We start from the raw sequence: 16,668 nt of genomic DNA on the forward strand, positions 1-16,668 counted from the left end.
GTCGGACCCCGGGCGCGTCGTCAGCCGTCGATCACCTCGGTGTTCTGGCAGGCGACCAGACGCCACCGGCCGTTCTCCTTAGCCATCACGTACATGGGCGTCCCCGGGTTGCCGTCCGGCTCGCCGGACGAGGTCCAGTACTGTGCCCGGACCTTGACGGCGGCGACGTCCGGGCGGATGAACAGGACGTACTCGACCTCGTACGTCACCGTGCCGTCCGTCATCGCCCCCGGCAGCACCCGGTGCGTGAACTCCGAGATCGCCGCGCGGCCGAACAGGCGCTTGCCGTGCCCCGTCGTCCAGATCGCGTCGTCACGGAACAGGCCGACGAACTCGTCCGGCAGCTCGTGCCGCTGCGAATGCTCCAGTGTCGCCACGACCTGCCCGATCGCCTCGATCTCGGCGGCCTCGTCCGTCTCTCGCGTCGTGTCCATGCGGTCGATCATGGAACCTCAAGGGTCCTTGAAGTCAAGTGGCCGGGACGGCGGTCCGGCCCGGAACGCCCCGGTCAGCAGATGGTCACCCGACGCAGGTAGGGCCACGTCCTCGGCCCGACGATGCCGTCGGTCTCCAGGACCTGCCTGCCGCAGAGCTTGTTGACCGTGGCCTGGAACAGCCGCGCGGCGGCCTGCGAGTTGCTGCCGAAGATCCCGTCGACCGTCCCCGTGTTGAACCCCCTGTGGCGCAGCAGGCACTGCGCCTCAAGGTCCGCGTCCGTCACCGACGACGAACCTCGGCGTGACGCTCTCGCCGCTGTAGTACCCGGCGTAGTACTTGCCTGTGCCGGCGCGGGTCTTGACGTAACACGCGTACGCCTGCGCGCTCGCGTCGGTGGCCGCCGACGACGTCGCCGTCAGGCCGGACAGGAGCAGGACGCACACACCCGCCGCCACACCGAACTTCGTTCCCCACCGCATGGGACGACCTCCACGGTCGTGGCCGGGTCCGGGCATCGAGGCCGTCCCCCGCCGCGTCCCCGCCCCGAGTCCCGCGCCGGTACCGGAACCCCCACGCGCCACCCCGGGCGGGCTGTCGGGACCATCCTGGCGAAGGCCGCTTCCACGGCGCTTTCCTCACCTGCCCCGCCGGCGGTCACCGGCCGACGGCGTACCCCTGCATGCCGCGCGGGTTCGCCGCCGCCGACAGGCGGCCCGTCTCCGGGTCACGCGCCACCGCGCACAGCCGGCCCTCCGACCACGGATCGCCGACGGTCACGAGGTGCCCGCGCCGCCGCAGCTCCGCGACGGTGTCCTCGCCGACGCGCGACTCCACCGTCACGCTGCCCGGCACCGTGGCGCGCGGGTAGAACGAGCTGGGGAAGGAGTCCTGGTGCCAGTTCGGCGCGTCGATCGCGCCCTGCAGGTCGAGACCGCCGCGCACCTCCGGGCGCAGCGTCACCGCCAGGAAGAAATGCGTCTGCCACTGGTCCTGCTGGTCCCCGCCCGGCGTGCCGAACGCCAGCACCGGCTCCCCGCCGCGCAGCGCCAGCGACGGGCTGAGCGTGGTGCGGGGGCGCCGCCCCGGCGTCAGCGACGACGGCAGGCCCTCCTCCAGCCACGTCATCTGCAGCCGCGACCCGAGGGGGAACCCGAGACCGGGCACCACCGGGCTGGACTGGAGCCAGCCGCCGCTGGGCGTGGCGGACACCATGTTCCCCCAGCGGTCCACCACGTCCACATGGCACGTGTCGCCGCGCGTCTCGCCCGTGCGCGCCACGGTCGGCTCGCCGGAACCCGGCGCCGCCGGAACGCCCGGCACGCCGTCCCGCACGTACGCGGCCAGCCGGGGCGTACGGCCGCCGGGGCTGCCGGGACGCAGCTCGAACGAGGCCCGCTCGCCGATCAGCGCGCGCCGCGCGTCGTTGTACGCGGGTGACAGCAGGTCGTCCAGCGGCACGTCCGCCGCGTCCCCGTACCACGCCTCCCGGTCCGCCATGGCGAGCTTGCTGCCCTCGACCAGGGTGTGCACGTAGTCGGGGGAGCCGTACGACGCGGCGTCGATCCCGTCGTCGAGCAGCGCCAACTGCTGCGGCAGCGCCGGGCCCTGCGTCCACGGCCCGGCCTTCGCGATCGTCCAGCCCCGCCACTCGTACAGCAGCGGGTCCTCGTAGGCGGCGGACCAGCCCGCCAGGTCGTCGCCGGTCAGGACGCCCGCGTGCCGCCGCCCGGAGGAGTCCATCGCGGGCCGCGCCGCGTGCGCCGCCAGCGCCTCGCCGATGAACCCCTCGCGCCACACGCGCCGCGCCGCGTCGATCACGGCCTCCCGCGACCCGCCGCCGGCGGCCGACGCCTCCGCGAGGAGCCGCCGCCAGGTCGCGGCCAGGTCCGGGTTGCGGAACAGCTCGCCCGGCGCGGGCGACCTGCCGCCCGGCAGGTACACCTCGGCGGACGACGTCCACTCCTCGGTGAACAGTTCCCGCACGCTCTCCACGGTCGCCCCGACGCGCTCCACGACGGGGTGGCCGCCCTCGGCGTAACCGATGGCGTGGTCCAGCACGTCGGCGAGGCCGCGCGTGCCGTGGTCCCGCAGCAGCACGAGCCACGCGTCGAACGCCCCGGGGACGACGGCGGCGAGCGGCCCGGTGCCGGGCACCAGGTCGAGGCCGAGGCCCCGGTAGTGCGCGATGGTCGCGCCCGCCGGGGCGGGACCCTGCCCGCACAGCACCCGGACCGGGCCGCCGGCGGGCGCGAGGATGATCGGCGCGTCGCCCGCCGGGCCGTTGAGGTGCGGCTCGACGACATGCAGCACGAACGCGGCGGCCACAGCGGCGTCGAAGGCGTTGCCGCCCCGCTCCAGCTCCGCCATGGCGGACTGGGACGCCAGCCAGTGCGTGCTGGAGACCATGCCGAACGTGCCCTGGAGCGTGGGACGGGTGGTGAACATGCGCCGGATCATACGTCTTTCGTACGAGCTGGGCGATGGGCGGCGCAGGTCAGGCCGGTTCCCAGGCGCAGCCGCTCGTCTCGAAGTACGCACCCTCGGCGACGGTGACGCGGGCCGGGCCGTCCGGCATGCCGTTGGCGAGGACCGCGTCGAAGCCGCCGCCGGGATCGCTCGTGAGGGTCCACCGGCACAGGGGCGCGAGAACGCCGGCGGCCGGGCCTGCGGTCCGGTACTCGCCGGGGGCGATGTCCTCGCCGACGAGGTAGACGCCGGGGCCGAACGACGCGCCCGAGTCCGCCGGTTCGCCGGCCGGCTCCGGCGTCTCCTCGGCCGCCGCGGGGGCCGGGGCCGTCCACGCCCCCGCGGTGAGCGACTGTTCGGCGGCGCCCCCGCCGTCCTCCGTCCCGCCGGGCACGCCGATGGCCGCGCCGACGGCGAGGCAGAGGACCCCGACCGCGCCGTGCGTCAGGATGCTCCTCCGCAGGCCCGGCCGGGCGGGGCGTGCCGCGGGTGCGGTCGGCTCGGAACTCGGCATGCGATCCCCTCACATGACGCGCTGCGGATGGTCGGACGGTGTGGGGGAAAACGATCCTGCCGCATCCGTGCGCCGATGACGAGGGACGTGCGGGTGTCGGGTGGCAGACGGGCGGGCGTACGCCGCCGTGGCGTGTGACATGTACGCGCGGCGGTCTGGCCGTCGTGGCGGAGGGAGGTCTAGCCTCCTGTGTGGGAGCGCTCCCATGGTCGGCTGGGAGAGCCACCGAGGCCCCCACACCCAAGCTGGAGGAAACCCCCATGCATCCTTCCCGCGCACTGCCCCGCTCCTGGCGCGTCCCCGCCGCGCTCACCGCCGCGCTCGCGCTCGTCGCCGCCGGGGCCGCCGCCTCGGCGTCCGCCGCCCCGACGGCCGCCTGCACGGCCGACGGCTTCTGCGAGGACTTCGAGTCCCAGACCGGCACCCAGCCGGCCGGCCGCTGGGCCACGGAGTTCCCCGACTGCTCCGGCACCGGCACGGCGGCCATCGACAGCGCGGTGGCCCACGACGGAACCCGGTCCGTCCGCGTCGACGGCGGACTCGGCTACTGCAACCACGTCTTCGTCGGCACCGACCTCGACGACGTGCCCGCGGCTTCCGACCTGTACGTGCGGTTCTGGGTCCGGCACACCACCGACCTGCCGACGCAGCACGTCACGTTCCTCGCCATGGAGGACGCCGCCGACCAGTCCCGCGACCTGCGCATGGGCGGCCAGAACGGCATGCTCCAGTGGAACCGCGAGTCCGACGACGCGACCCTGCCCGAACAGAGCCCGGCAGGCGTCGCGCTCAGCGTGCCGCTGCCCACGGACACGTGGTCGTGCGTCGAGTTCCACGTCGACGCGTCGGCCGGGCTCCTCGACACCTGGGTCGACGGAACGGCCGTCACCGGCCTCACCGTCGACGGCACGCCCACCCACGACATCGACGGCCAGTGGCTGAACCGCACCTGGCGCCCCGACCTCACCGACCTGCGCCTCGGCTGGGAGAGCTACGGCCAGGGCACCGACACCCTCTGGTACGACGACATCGCCGTCGGCACCACCCGCACCGGCTGCTGAGCCGCGCGTCCGCGCGCGCAACGGCCCCGGGACGTCCGTCGTGGAACGTCCCGGGGCCACGGGGCGGCGCGTCAGATGATCAGCGACAGCAGCAGCACCAGGACCAGGCCGGTCACGGAGATGATCGTCTCCATCACGGACCACGACTTCACGGTCTGGCCCACCGACATGCCGAAGTACTCCTTCACCAGCCAGAAGCCGGCGTCGTTCACATGGCTGAAGAAGATCGAGCCGGCGCCGATCGCGAGGACCAACAGCGACACGTGCGCGGTCGACATGTCGGCCGCCAGCGGTGCCGCGAGGCCCGCCGCCGAGATCGTCGCCACGGTGGCCGAGCCGGTCGCCAGCCGGATGCCGACCGCGATGAGCCAGGCCAGCAGCAGCGCCGAGATGTTCCAGTCCTCGGAGATGTCGAGGATCATGTCGCCGACACCGGCATCGATGAGGACCTGTTTGAAGCCGCCGCCCGCGCCGACGATCAGCAGGATGCCGGCGATCGGCCCGAGCGCGCTCTCCACGGCCCCGGACAGCCGCTCGCGCCGGAACCCGGCGGCCCGCCCGAGCGTGAACAGCCCGACGATCACCGCCGCGAGCAGCGCGATCAGCGGATCGCCGATCACGTCCGCCACGCGCTGCACCCCGCTGTCGGGGTCGTCCACGACGATGTCCACCAGCGACTTGATCAGCATGAGGACGACGGGCAGCAGGACGGTCGCCACGGTCGGCCCGAACGCGGGGCGCCGCTCCGGCGCGACGGCGGTCCGCTCGTCGGCGCGGTCGGCGGGCGGCGCGACATCCACCCAGCGGGCCGCGTAACGGGCGAACAGCGGCCCGGCGACGATCGCGGTCGGGATGGCGACGAGCACACCGAGCGCCAGCGTGATGCCCAGGTCCGCGTCCACGGCGTCGATCGCCGCGAGCGGCCCGGGGTGCGGCGGCACGAGGCCGTGCATCACGGACAGGCCCGCCAGGGCCGGCACACCGATCAGCACCGGCGACTGGCCGCCGCGCCGCGCGACCAGCAGGACGACCGGGATGAGCAGGACGATCCCGATCTCGAAGAACAGGGGGAGCCCGATCACGCCCGCGATCAGCACCATCGCCCACGGCATGGTGCGGGCGGTGGCGCGGGCGAGGATCGTGTCGACGATGCGGTCGGCGCCGCCCGAGTCGGCCAGCAGCTTCCCCAGGATGGCGCCCAGGGCGATGAGCACGCCGACGCCCGCGACGGTGCTGCCGAGCCCGCCGCTGAAGCTGTCGATGACCTTGTCCAGGGGCGCCCCCGCCGCCGCGCCCAGCACGAGCGAGCCGATCGTCAGCGCGAGGAACGCGTGGAGCTTGAAGCGGGTGATGAGCAGGACGAGCACGGCTATGCCGACGAGCACGGCTATGGCGAGCTGACCGTGCCCGGCGGACGTGATCGGCTCGGCGGCCAGGGCGACCGCCGGCACCTCGTCATCGAGGAGCGGCATGGGGGGACTCCAGGTGGGGGGTGTGGGGGAGGAGGGGATCAGGAAGCCAGGCGGTGCACGGCGTCGGCCGCCCGGTCGGCGATCCGTGGCGCGTCGGTGTCGATGGCGACCCGCGTGCCCCGCTCGGACGCGTCGAGGGGTTCGAGCGCGGCGAGCTGCGAGTCGAGGAGGGTGGTGGGCATGAAGTGGTCGGTGCGGCGGGCCATCCGGGAGGCGATCAGCTCGCGGCTGCCGTCGAGGTGGATGAACAGCAGCTCGGGCGCGGCGGCCCGCAGCCGGTCGCGGTAGGCCCGCTTCAGGGCGGAACAGCTCACGACGCCGCCGCCGTGTCCGGTGCGCTCGGCGGCCCAGGCGCCGATGGCGTCGAGCCAGGGGGCGCGGTCCTCGTCGGTCAGCGGAGTGCCGGCCGACATCTTGGCGATGTTCCCGGGGGAATGGAAGTCGTCCGCCTCGGCGTAGGGGACGCCCAGCCGTTCCGCGAGCAGCGCGCCCACGGTCGACTTGCCCGAACCGGACACTCCCATGACGACGACCACCGGCGCGTCGTGCTCCTTTGCCACCGCGCTCACTCCTTTGTCCGGTTCTCCGGCCGCCCGGGGGTGGGCGGACGGCGACAAGCCACACTCAACGACATGAGTACGACGTAATCAAGAGTATGTGGCCGAATCGTCATACATAATGCTCCCATGGTGAACGACACGGACGACGGCGGAGACGGCCCGGCCGGCCTGCACGCCCGCCTGCTCGACGCGCTCGGCCCGGCGATCGCCGCCGGCGAACACCCGCCGGGCAGTGTCCTGCGCACGGACGAGCTGGCGGAGCGGTTCGGTGTCTCGCGCACGGTCGTCCGGGAGGCCGTCCGCGTCCTGGAGTCCCTGCACCTGGTGCGTTCCCGGCGGCGGGTCGGCGTGACGGTGCTGCCCAGGGAGGAGTGGGACGTCTTCGCGCCGCGGGTGATCAGGTGGCGCATGGCGGGTGCCGACCGGCCGAGGCAACTGCGCTCCCTCACGACACTCCGGTCGGCGATCGAGCCGGTGGCCGCCGGCCTGGCGGCGTCCGTGGCGACGCCCGAGGAGTGCGCCGCGGTGACGCGGCACGCGATGGACATGGTGGCGGCGGCGCGCGGCGGCGACCTGGAGGAGTACCTGGTGCACGACGTGGCGTTCCACCGCGCCGTGCTGCGGGCGTCGGGGAACGAGATGTTCGCCCGCCTCGACGGCGTGGTCCGCGAGGTGCTCACGGCGCGCACGCGGCACCACGTGATGTTCGACGCCCCCGACCCGGCGGCGGTCACCCTCCACGTCCGCCTCGCCGAAGCGATCCGCACGGGCGACCCGACGGCGGCCGAACGCCTCACCCGCGACATCACCGAGGGAGCACTGCGCGAACTGGACATCCTCACCCCCTGACGCCCGCCGCCGACGCCGTTCGGATTCGACCGTGGGTCGTATGGGCGTTCTATGAGCGGAAGTATTCGGCCTTCCCGGTCGGCTGCGGCGTGCGGGGTGTTCTCCCGCCGCCCTGTTGTTCCACCGATAAGGGCGACATTCCATTAACGGTGCACGCGCAGCGTGGGCGCGCCTCGCATCGGCCTCCCGGCGCCGACCCGACCTGCAGGTATATGCCAGTGGCTACCGACATCCGGCGCATGTGTTCACCCGACGGGATCTTGCCGCTCATGGAAATCGAGTTGAGCGACAACCGAGGAGTGTTAATTCGGCATATCATCGGACCGACACTTTCTCAGGGAATTCACAGAATTCCCTTCTAGCGTGTGCCGCGTTTGTCACCGTTCCGCGACGACCGCCGCCCATGGCGGGCGAAAGGCATGCCGTGTCAGTCGATCTCTCCGCCGGTGTCCCCCTCGGGCGCCCGGCCGCGCCGCAGTACGTCTCAGGACCCGCGGCGCCGCCCCGTACCCTCCTCGACGTCTTCCGTCACTCCCTGCTGCACAGTCCCGACGCGCCCGCCCTCGACGACGGCGGTCCCGGCGGGCCGCTCACCTACCGCGCGCTCGACACCGCCGCCCGCCGCCTCGCCGGCCGGCTGCGCGCCGCCGGGATCGGGCCGGGGGACCGCGTCGGTGTCCGCGTCGCCTCCGGCACGGCCGGTCTGTACACCGCGATCCTCGGCGTCCTCGCCTCCGGCGCCGCCTACGTCCCGGTGGACGCCGACGATCCGGCCGAACGCGCCCGGCTCGTCTGGACGGAGGCCCGCGTCCACGCCGTCGTCCACGACGAGGACGGGCACCCCGGCGAGCACCTGATCCGCACGACCCCCGGCGGCACGCCCGCCCGGCGCCAGGGGCCGCCCACGCCCGCCGACGACGCGTGGATCATCTTCACGTCCGGGTCGACCGGCAGGCCGAAGGGCGTGGCCGTCACCCACCGCGCCGCCGCCGCGTTCGCCGACGCCGAGGCCCGCCTCTTCCTGCCCGACGCGCCCCTCGGCCCCGGTGACCGGGTGCTCGCCGGACTCTCGGTGGCGTTCGACGCGTCCTGCGAGGAGATGTGGCTCGCCTGGCGCCACGGCGCGTGCCTCGTCCCCGCGCCCCGCTCCCTCGTGCGCGGCGGCGCCGACCTCGGCCCCTGGCTCGCCGAGCGCGGCATCACCGTCGTCTCGACCGTCCCGACGCTCGCCCTGCTGTGGCCGCGGGAGGCCCTGGCGGGCGTCAGGCTGCTCATCCTCGGCGGCGAGCCGTGCCCGCCCGAGGTCGTCCACCGCTTCGCCCGCGACGGCCGCGAGGTGTGGAACACCTACGGCCCCACCGAGGCCACCGTCGTCGCCTGCGCCGCGCGCCTGCGCCCCGGCCGACCCGTCCTCATCGGCCTGCCGCTCGACGGCTGGGAGCTGGCCGTCCTCGACCCGCAGGGCCGGCCGGTCGCCCCGGGCGGCACCGGCGAACTCGTCATCGGCGGCGTCGGCCTCGGCCGCTACCTCGACGCACGCCTGGACGCCGAACGCTTCGCGCCGCTGCCCGCCCTCGGCCGGCCCCGCGCCTACCGCACCGGCGACCTCGTCCGCGCCCGGCCCGAAGGCCTGGAGTTCGCCGGCCGCGCCGACGACCAGGTGAAGATCGGCGGCCGCCGCGTCGAACTCGGCGAACTCGACGCGGCCCTGCGCGGCCTGCCCGGCGTGGCCGCCGCCCTCGCCGCCGTCCGCCGCACCCCCGCGGGCGTCGACATCCTCGTCGGATACGTCGTCCCCGACCCCGGCCGCGGGTCCTTCGACCGGGCCGCCGCCCTCGCGCTGCTGCGCGAACGGCTCCCCGCCGCGCTGGTGCCCCGCCTCGCCGTCCTGCCGGAACTCCCCGTCCGCACCTCCGGCAAGGCCGACCGCGCCGCCCTGCCCTGGCCGCTCCCGGCCGACGACGCGCACGACCCCGCCCCCGACCCCGCGGACGCCTGGCTGCTCGACCGCTGGACGGACGTCCTCGGCACCCGCCCGGGACCCGACGACAACTTCTTCGACCTCGGCGGCACGAGCGTCGCCGCCGCCCGCCTCGTGTCCGCCCTCCGCGAGCGCTTCCCCCGCCTCTCCGTCGCCGACCTGTACCGCAACTCCACCCCGGCCGCCCTGCGCACGCTGCTCACCACCCCGCAGGCCCCGCCCGCCGCACCGCCCCCGCCGCAACGCCCCCGTACGACCGGCCGGGGCACCCGTCTCCTCCAGTGCGCCGCACAGCCCTTGCTGCACACCCCCACCGGCGTCCGCTGGCTCCTGACGCTCGTCCTCGCGGGGAACGTCCTGGCCGCCGCCGGCCACCCCGGCATCCTGCCCACCCTCGACTGGTGGGCACTCGCCCCCGCCTGGCTGCTGCTGTCCTCCCTCCCCGGACGCGTCCTCCTGGCCGCCGGTGCCGCGCGCGTCCTGTGCCACGGCATCACCCCGGGCGCCCACCCCCGCGCCGGGCACCGGCACCTCCGGCTCTGGGCGGCCGAACGCCTCACCGACACCCTCGCGCTCACGCCCGTCACCGGTACGCCCCTCGCCATCTGGTACGCCCGTCTCCTCGGCTGCCGGGTCGGCGCCCGCGTCGCCCTGCACGCGCTGCCGCCCGTCACCGGCCTCGCCACGTTCGGCGACGACTGCGTGATCGAACCCGAGGCCGACCTCGCGGGCCACCGCCTCGACACCGACGCCCTCCACGTCGGCCCCCTGCGCATCGGACGCGGCGCGAGGATCGGTGCCCGCGCCGTCCTCCAGCCCGGTGCCCGGGTCGGCGCCCACGCCGATGTCCCGCCGGGCACCTGCGTCACGGGCCGCGTTCCCGCCCGTCACGCGCCGACCGCCACCCCACGGCCGTACGCCCGCCGCTGGACGCTGGTCCGCCTCCTCAGCCCCGCCCTGCTGACGCTCCTCACCTGGACCGCCGCCGCCCCGGCCGTCCTCCTGGTCCTCACCGTCCCCATCGGCGGCCCTGCCGCCCTGCCGCTGCGCGCCACCCTCCTGGTCGCCCTCGGCGTCACGGCACACGCCCTGGCGCTCGCGCTGACCGTCCGTCTCCTCGGCCGCCTCGTACGCCCGGGCGTCCACCCCGCCGACAGCGCGGCCGGCTGGGCGGCCTGGCTCACGCACGCGCTGCTGGACATCTCCCGCAGGACGCTCTTCCCCCTCTACGCCTCCCTGCTCACCCCCCTCTGGTTCAGGCTCCTGGGCGCCCGCATCGGCCACGACACGGAACTGTCCACCGTGCACGCCCTCCCGTCCCTGCTGCGCGTCGGCGACCGGGCGTTCCTGGCGGACAACGTCCTCGCGGCCCCCTACGCCCTGCGTCCCGGCGGCCGGGTCCACCTCGGTACCGCGCGGGTCGGCGACGGCGCGTTCGTCGGCAACTCCGGCATCGTCGGCCCGGACCGCGGCGTCGCGCCCCGCGCCCTGATCGGCGTCCTCGCCACCACCCCGCCCGCCGTACCCGCCAGCTCGTCCTGGCTGGGCAACCCCCCGCTCCCGCTCCAGCGGACCCCCGAACCCACCGACCCGTCCCGCACCTACGCCCCCACCACCCGCCTCCGGGCCGCCCGCGCCGCCGTCGAACTCTGCCGCACCGTCCCGGTCGTCCTCGACGCGGCCATCCGCCTCACCGTCACCTACGCCCTGCTCCTCGCCTGGGAGCACGGCGGCCCGGCACTCGCCGCCGCCCTGTGCGGCCCGGTCCTGACGGCCGCCGGACTCGCCGCCGCCACCGTGACCACCGCCGCCAAATGGCTCCTGACCGGCCGTTTCGAGCCCGGCAGGCACCCCCTGTGGAGCGCGTTCGTGTGGCGCGACGAGCTGTACGACACGTTCGTCGAGACGCTGGCCGTCCCCTGGTTCGTACGCCCCGCCCTCGGCACGCCCCTGCTCACCGCGTGGCTGCGCACCCTCGGGGCGCGCGTCGGCCGCCGCGTCTGGTGCGAGACTCACTGGCTCCCGGAACCCGACCTCGTCCGCCTCGGCGACGACACCGCCGTCGGACGCGGCTGCGTCCTGCAGACCCACCTCTTCCACGACCGCGTGATGCGCCTGGACACCGTCACCGTCGACACGGGCGGCGCCCTCGGCCCGCACGGCATCGTCCTGCCCGGCGGCCGGATCGGCGCGGGCGCGTCCGCCGGGCCCGCGTCCCTCGTCATGGCCGCCGAGCACCTCCCCGCCGGCACCCGCTGGCAGGGCAACCCCGTGCACCCTGACGCCCGCTGAGGCCCTGCCACATACGGAACGCGGCGCGCCCCGGACCCCACCGCGGGGGTCCGGGGCGCGCCCGCAGCGGGGTCAGCCGCGCGGCGGCAGGTCCGCCGGGCCGATGTGCGGCCGCAGCGTCGCGTGCGCGATGCGCAGGCCCTCCGTGATCCGCGCGTCGTCACCGCCCCACAGCGGGTCCTCGTGCTCCACGGACAGCACCCCGCCGAAGCCGGCCTCGTGCAGCCGGTCCACGACCCGCGTCCAGTCCACCTGGCCACGGCCCGGGATGCGGTAGCGCCACCAGCCGGTGCGCCACGGGTCACCCTCCTTGTCGACCGTGCCGAAGAAGCCGAAACGGTTCCTCGCGCGCGGGTCGAGCTCCACGTCCTTCGCCTGCGCGTGCACGATGCGGTCGGCGTACGGGAGGATCGTCTCCACCGGGTCGATCCCGAGCCACATCAGGTGCGACGGGTCCCAGTTCAGGTACAGGCCGAGGGAGAACATCCACTCCCACAGCTCCGGCGAGTACGCGATGTTGCCCGGGTAGCCGTCCGGGTGCCAGCCCTCCATCACGCAGTTCTCGATGATGATGCCGACACCGCGCTCGCCCGCGTACTCCACCAGCGGCGGCAGGACGCGCTCCGCCTCGCGCTGGTTCTCGGCCACCGACTTCGACGGGTCACGGCCGATGAACGTCCCCACCCACGGGACGTCCAGCGCCGCCGCCGCGTCGATCGCGTGCCGCAGGTGCGCGGCGATCTCGCCCCGCCGCGCCGGGTCGGGGTGCAGGTTGTTCTCGTAGTAGGCGAACGCGCTCAGTTCGAGACCGTGCCGGTCGAACAGCGCGCGCGCCGCGTCGGCGTCGGCCTCCGTGAACGTCGCGACGGGCAGGTGCCCGGCCTCGAAGGCCCGGCCCCCGACCGTCGGCCACACGGCGACCTCCAGCGCCTGATAGCCCGTCGCCGCCGCGAACTCCGCGATGCGCTCCAGCGGCCACGCAGGCAGGCACGCGGTGAGGAATCCCAGCTTCATGTCGTCAGACCTCCGTCCAGTTGCGTTCCACGGCCGACCGCAGCACCGCCTCGGTGAGACGGGCGGCGCGCAGGCCGTCCTCGAAGGTGGGCAGCCCCTCGCGCTCCTCGCCCCGGACCACGGCGTACGTGTCCGCGACGAAGGACTCGAAGCACTGCGCATAGCCCTGCGCGTGACCGGGCGGCAGGGTCGCGAGACGCCGCTGCTCGGCCGCGCCCGCGCCCGGGTCGCGCAGGAAGATCTCGGCACCGGTGGCCGTGCCGAACCAGGCGGACTCCGGGTTCTCCTGGTCGAAGACGGCGCTGCCGCCCGACCCGTCCAGCTCGAACCACAGCCGGTTCTTGCGGCCCGCGGCGACCTGCGAGATCGTCGCCGACACGGGGACGCCGTTCGCGGTGCGGCCCATGACGAGCGCCATGTCCTCCGTCGTGACGGCCACCCGCCCCGCGTCCGCCGGCGCGTCGCCCGAGAACGACGCCACCGACCCGGCCGGCCGCTCGGGCACCGCGATCCGCGTGTCGGCCACCAGCGAGGCGACCCGCTCGCCGCTCACCCACTCCACCAGGTCGAACCAGTGCGACCCGATGTCGGCGAACGCGCGCGACGCGCCGCCGGCCGCCGGGTCGACGCGCCAGCTCGTCGCGCCGGGCGACAGCAGCCAGTCCTGCAGGTAGCTGCCGTGCAGCGCGTACGGCGTCCCCAGGTCGCCGGCGAGGCGCCGCGCCCTGATCTCCCGCACCACCGGGTGGTAGCGGTAGACGAACGGGACGGCCGTCACCACGCCCGTGCCGCGCGCCGCCTCCGCCATGGCCTCCGCCTCGGCGACGGTCGTGCCGAGCGGCTTCTCGCACACGACGTGCTTGCCGCCGGCGGCGAGGAGGGCGAGGGCGTACGGGGCGTGGGTGGCGTTCGGGGTGCAGACGTGCACGATGTCGGCGTCGCCGGCGGCGACCTCCTCCACGCTGCGGTAGACCGTGGGCACGCCCCAGGCGTCGGCGGTGGCGCGGGTCCGTCCGGGATCGCGGCCCAGCACGCCGGTCACCTCGGCGCCGGCCAGCAGCGCCGCGCGCCGGTGGACCTCGCCGATCATGCCGAGGCCGAGGATCGCGACGCGGGGCCGTGCGGAACGGGTCGTCACGTTCGGTGTCTCCTTTCTCTCGGGGCACACCCGTCCCGCGCACGCCGGGCGCGCGCCGGGGCGGCGGGTGTCCCCGCGCGAGCGTACGTGCCGCACTGCGCGGAGCTGCGGGCGGAGCCGCCCAACCCGTCCCGCGGCCGAACCACCCGGACGGCCCAGCCCGTTCCCCGGCGCCCGACCGCGCCGCCCCGCTACGGTGTCGGCGATCACGAACGGCAACCGCCACCGGGAGTACGCGTGACCGCACCCGCCCTGACCTTCCGGGCACTCTACGGACTCTCGCGCGGCACTCAGGCCGCCCTCAGCGTCGCGCAGCCCCTCCTCGCCATGGTCGCCGCGGCCGCCGCGGCGGGGCCGCCCCCGGCCGGCCGGCTGCTGGCCGCGCTGCTCGCCGCGTTCGCCGGCTACGCGGCCGTCTTCGCCGCCAACGACCTGATCGACGCCCGTGTGGACCGCGCCGACGCCGAACGCCGCCGCGCCGCCGCCCCGGCACCGGCGGCCACCGCGCCGCCCGCCGCCGGCGGCTTCGACATCGACGGCGCCGGCACCCGCCACCCCATCGCGACGGGACGGCTCCCGTACGGCGTCGCCGTCGCCTGGGTCGTCCTGCTCAGCGGCACGGCCCTCACCCTCGCCGCCCGCATCGACGCCGTGTGCGCCGTCCTGTTCCTCGCCGCCGCCCTCCTGGAGGCCGGCTACTGCGCCCTGGCCCGCGTCACCCCGTACAAGACGCTGCTCAGCGGCCTCATGGTGGCCGTCGGCGCCGCGGCCGGCTGGTTCGTCGTCACGCGGCAGCCGGACTGGCCGCTGCTCGTCCTGTTCTGCGTGTGGATGGCGGCCTGGGAGATCGGCGGGCGGAACGTGCCCAACGACTGGGCCGACGTGGACGACGACCGGCCCCTCGGCATCCGGACGGTGCCCGTCGTGCACGGTCCGCGCGCCGCCGGCGCGGTCGTCGTGGTCTGCCTGACCGTCACCAGCGGGGCCGGGGTCGCCCTGTTCGCCGCCTGCGCGCCCGCGATCGGCCCCGCCGCACCGGCCGGCGCCGCCGTCGCCGGGGCCTGGGCGCTGCTGTGGCCGGCCACGCGCCTGCTGCGCGCGCCGGGACCCGACACCGCGCTCGCCCTGTTCAACCGGGCCAGCCTCTACCCGGCGCTCGTCCTGTTCTGCGCGCTCGTGGGCGCGCTCACCGGCGGCCGGGCCGCATGACGGACCGCAGCACGGACCATGCGACGGAGGAACCGTTCGCCGCCCTGCCACGCGGCGGCCCCCGTGCCTCCCGCCTCGACCGCCGCTACGAGACCGACCGGCCGGAACACCTCGACGGCACCGAACGCCCCGACCGCTCCGCCCGCGTCCTGCGCGGCCTCGACCGCATGCACCGCCTGACGGGCGGGCACCGCGTCTTCACCCGCCGCACGCTCGCCCTCGCCCGCGCGGACGGCGCCCCGGCCCCGCGCGTCCTCGAACTCGGCGCGGGACACGGCGGCCTCGCACGCCGGCTGCTCGCCGCCGACCCGGCCGTACGGCTGACCGTCAGCGACATCGACCCCGCGACCGTCCGCGCGCTGCGCGAGGGACCCCTCGGACGGCATCCGCGGGCCGACGTCCTGCGCCTCGACGCCACGGCCATGGACGCGCCCGACGGCGGCTTCGACCTCGCCGTCTTCGCGCTGTCGCTCCACCACCTGCCGCCGCCCGCCGTCGTCCGGGTGCTGCGGGAGGGCACACGCGTCGCACGCCGCCTCCTGCTGATCGACGGCTGGCGCCACCCGGCGTACCTGGCCGCGGTGCCCCTGCTGTTCCTCACGGGCGGCCCGGCGCACGTCCACGACGGCGTCATCAGCTTCCGCAAGATGTACAGCCCGGCCGCGCTGCGGGAGATGGCAGGCCCGCGCGGCGCGGACGTACGACTGACGACGCGGTTCGTGCCGCCGGGCTACCTGGAGGCCGTCGCGACCGCCCGCCCGCGCGCCTGACCGCCGCCCAGCCCCCGTCAGTCCCCGGCGGGGGCGGCGCCCTCCTGCTCCTCCTCGATGCGCTGGTTCCACTCGCGCTTGGACGACTGCCAGCCGTCCTCGTCCTTCCCGAGCCGCCAGTAGCCCGAGATGGAGAGCTGCTCGCGCGTCAGACCGCGGTCGATCCGCAGCAGCCTCCGCAGCTCCTTCACGGCGTGCGCCTCACCGTGCACGAACACATGGGCGCGCCCCTCGGGGAACTCCAGCGCCGTCACGGCCTCCACCAGCGCCTCGCCGACGGGCCGCCCGCCCCGGTGCAGCCACACGATCCGCGCGTCGCCCGGCGAGTGCAGCTTCTGTTCCTCGTCGGGTCCCTCGACCTCGACGAGGACGTGCGCGGGCGCCTCGTCCGGCAGGGCCTCGAGGGCCGCCGCGATCGCCGGCAGGGCGCTCTCGTCACCGGCCAGCAGGTGCCAGTCGGCCTCGGGGTCGGGCCGGTACGCGCCGCCGGGACCCATGAACAGCAGCTCGTCGCCGGGCCGCGCCGCGTCGGCCCAGGGGCCGGCGATGCCGGACGTGCCGTGGTGCACGAAGTCGATCGTCAGCTCGCGCGCGGCCGCGTCCCAGGCGCGGACGGTGTAGGTGCGGGTGCGCGGCCACTGGTCGCGCGGCAGGGTCTCCCGGATCGCCGCCATGTCGAACGGCTCGGGGTAGACGGCCCCGGGGGCCGGGAACAGCAGCTTCACGTAGTGGTCGGTCCACTCGTCCGCGCGGAACTCGGCGAGGCCGTCGCCGCCCAGCACGACGCGGATCATGTGCGGCGTGAGGCGTTCGGTGCGCAGGACGCGCCCCCGGTGCGTGACCCTGCGGCGGGCGGGCGGTGCCGGACGGTCGTTCATGTGGTCCTCCGTACAGGCATGCGGCG

General features: G+C 75.3%; 15 protein-coding genes. 5 read left to right on the forward strand and 10 right to left on the reverse strand.

The window, feature by feature from the left end; translation table 11 throughout:
• Positions 1–20: 20 nt before the first annotated feature.
• From EMA09_RS24555 to EMA09_RS24575, 5 genes are all read right to left on the reverse strand, one after another.
• Entirely contained in the window at positions 21–434 is a 414-nt protein-coding gene (locus EMA09_RS24555) for an SgcJ/EcaC family oxidoreductase (RefSeq protein WP_240796547.1), read from the reverse strand.
• A gap of 74 nt (positions 435–508) precedes the next feature.
• Positions 509–721, reverse strand: coding sequence for a peptidoglycan-binding domain-containing protein (locus EMA09_RS24560; protein ID WP_129843145.1), 213 nt, complete (start codon positions 719–721; stop codon positions 509–511).
• A complete protein-coding gene (locus EMA09_RS24565) occupies positions 702–917 on the reverse strand; it encodes a hypothetical protein (protein WP_129843146.1) in 216 nt (71 codons plus the stop codon). Before EMA09_RS24565 ends, EMA09_RS24560 begins: the two co-directional genes overlap by 20 nt.
• 175 nt (positions 918–1,092) lie before the next feature.
• Positions 1,093–2,883 (reverse strand): gamma-glutamyltransferase, encoded by a 1,791-nt coding sequence (locus tag EMA09_RS24570; protein ID WP_129843147.1) that lies wholly within the window; start codon positions 2,881–2,883, stop codon positions 1,093–1,095.
• A gap of 49 nt (positions 2,884–2,932) precedes the next feature.
• Complete coding sequence (locus EMA09_RS24575; RefSeq protein ID WP_129843148.1) at positions 2,933–3,418, reverse strand: hypothetical protein; 486 nt, start codon at positions 3,416–3,418, stop codon at positions 2,933–2,935.
• A gap of 260 nt (positions 3,419–3,678) precedes the next feature.
• Between EMA09_RS24575 and EMA09_RS24580 the strand changes: the two genes are divergently transcribed.
• Positions 3,679–4,479 (forward strand): hydrolase, encoded by an 801-nt coding sequence (locus EMA09_RS24580; protein ID WP_240796548.1) that lies wholly within the window; start codon positions 3,679–3,681, stop codon positions 4,477–4,479.
• Positions 4,480–4,550: 71 nt separating this feature from the next.
• On the opposite strand, the gene EMA09_RS24585 is transcribed toward EMA09_RS24580, so the two are convergent.
• Entirely contained in the window at positions 4,551–5,951 is a 1,401-nt protein-coding gene (locus EMA09_RS24585) for a gluconate:H+ symporter (RefSeq protein WP_129843149.1), read from the reverse strand.
• A 38-nt stretch (positions 5,952–5,989) separates the two neighbouring features.
• A complete protein-coding gene (locus EMA09_RS24590; protein ID WP_129844235.1) occupies positions 5,990–6,475 on the reverse strand; it encodes a gluconokinase in 486 nt (161 codons plus the stop codon).
• Positions 6,476–6,637: 162 nt separating this feature from the next.
• On the opposite strand from EMA09_RS24590, the gene EMA09_RS24595 reads away from it, so the two are divergent.
• Both EMA09_RS24595 and EMA09_RS24600 read left to right on the forward strand, forming a co-directional pair.
• Positions 6,638–7,360: a FadR/GntR family transcriptional regulator gene (locus EMA09_RS24595; RefSeq protein WP_129843150.1), complete on the forward strand. Its 723-nt coding sequence runs from the start codon at positions 6,638–6,640 to the stop codon at positions 7,358–7,360.
• A 424-nt stretch (positions 7,361–7,784) separates the two neighbouring features.
• Positions 7,785–11,633, forward strand: a complete 3,849-nt coding sequence (locus EMA09_RS24600) for a Pls/PosA family non-ribosomal peptide synthetase (protein WP_240796549.1) — start codon at positions 7,785–7,787, stop codon at positions 11,631–11,633.
• 72 nt (positions 11,634–11,705) lie between these two features.
• Here EMA09_RS24600 and EMA09_RS24605 read toward each other — a convergent pair whose 3' ends face one another.
• Both EMA09_RS24605 and EMA09_RS24610 read right to left on the reverse strand, forming a co-directional pair.
• Positions 11,706–12,647 carry a sugar phosphate isomerase/epimerase gene (locus EMA09_RS24605; RefSeq protein WP_129843152.1) on the reverse strand — a complete coding sequence of 314 codons (942 nt, stop codon included), beginning with the start codon at positions 12,645–12,647 and terminating at the stop codon, positions 11,706–11,708.
• Between the two features lie 4 nt (positions 12,648–12,651).
• Positions 12,652–13,785: a Gfo/Idh/MocA family oxidoreductase gene (locus EMA09_RS24610; RefSeq protein WP_240796550.1), complete on the reverse strand. Its 1,134-nt coding sequence runs from the start codon at positions 13,783–13,785 to the stop codon at positions 12,652–12,654.
• Between the two features lie 237 nt (positions 13,786–14,022).
• Here EMA09_RS24610 and EMA09_RS24615 point away from each other — a divergent pair, with 237 nt between their 5' ends.
• On the forward strand, positions 14,023–14,994 hold the full coding sequence (locus tag EMA09_RS24615; RefSeq protein ID WP_240796551.1) for a UbiA family prenyltransferase: 972 nt from the start codon (positions 14,023–14,025) through the stop codon (positions 14,992–14,994).
• Complete coding sequence (locus EMA09_RS24620) at positions 14,991–15,764, forward strand: class I SAM-dependent methyltransferase (RefSeq protein ID WP_129843153.1); 774 nt, start codon at positions 14,991–14,993, stop codon at positions 15,762–15,764. Before EMA09_RS24615 ends, EMA09_RS24620 begins: the two co-directional genes overlap by 4 nt.
• Before the next feature lie 17 nt (positions 15,765–15,781).
• Here EMA09_RS24620 and EMA09_RS24625 read toward each other — a convergent pair whose 3' ends face one another.
• Positions 15,782–16,642: a siderophore-interacting protein gene (locus EMA09_RS24625; RefSeq protein ID WP_129843154.1), complete on the reverse strand. Its 861-nt coding sequence runs from the start codon at positions 16,640–16,642 to the stop codon at positions 15,782–15,784.
• Positions 16,643–16,668: the final 26 nt, after the last annotated feature.

Source organism: Streptomyces sp. RFCAC02 (assembly GCF_004193175.1).
In the GTDB taxonomy this organism is placed as follows: Bacteria; Actinomycetota; Actinomycetes; order Streptomycetales; family Streptomycetaceae; genus Streptomyces.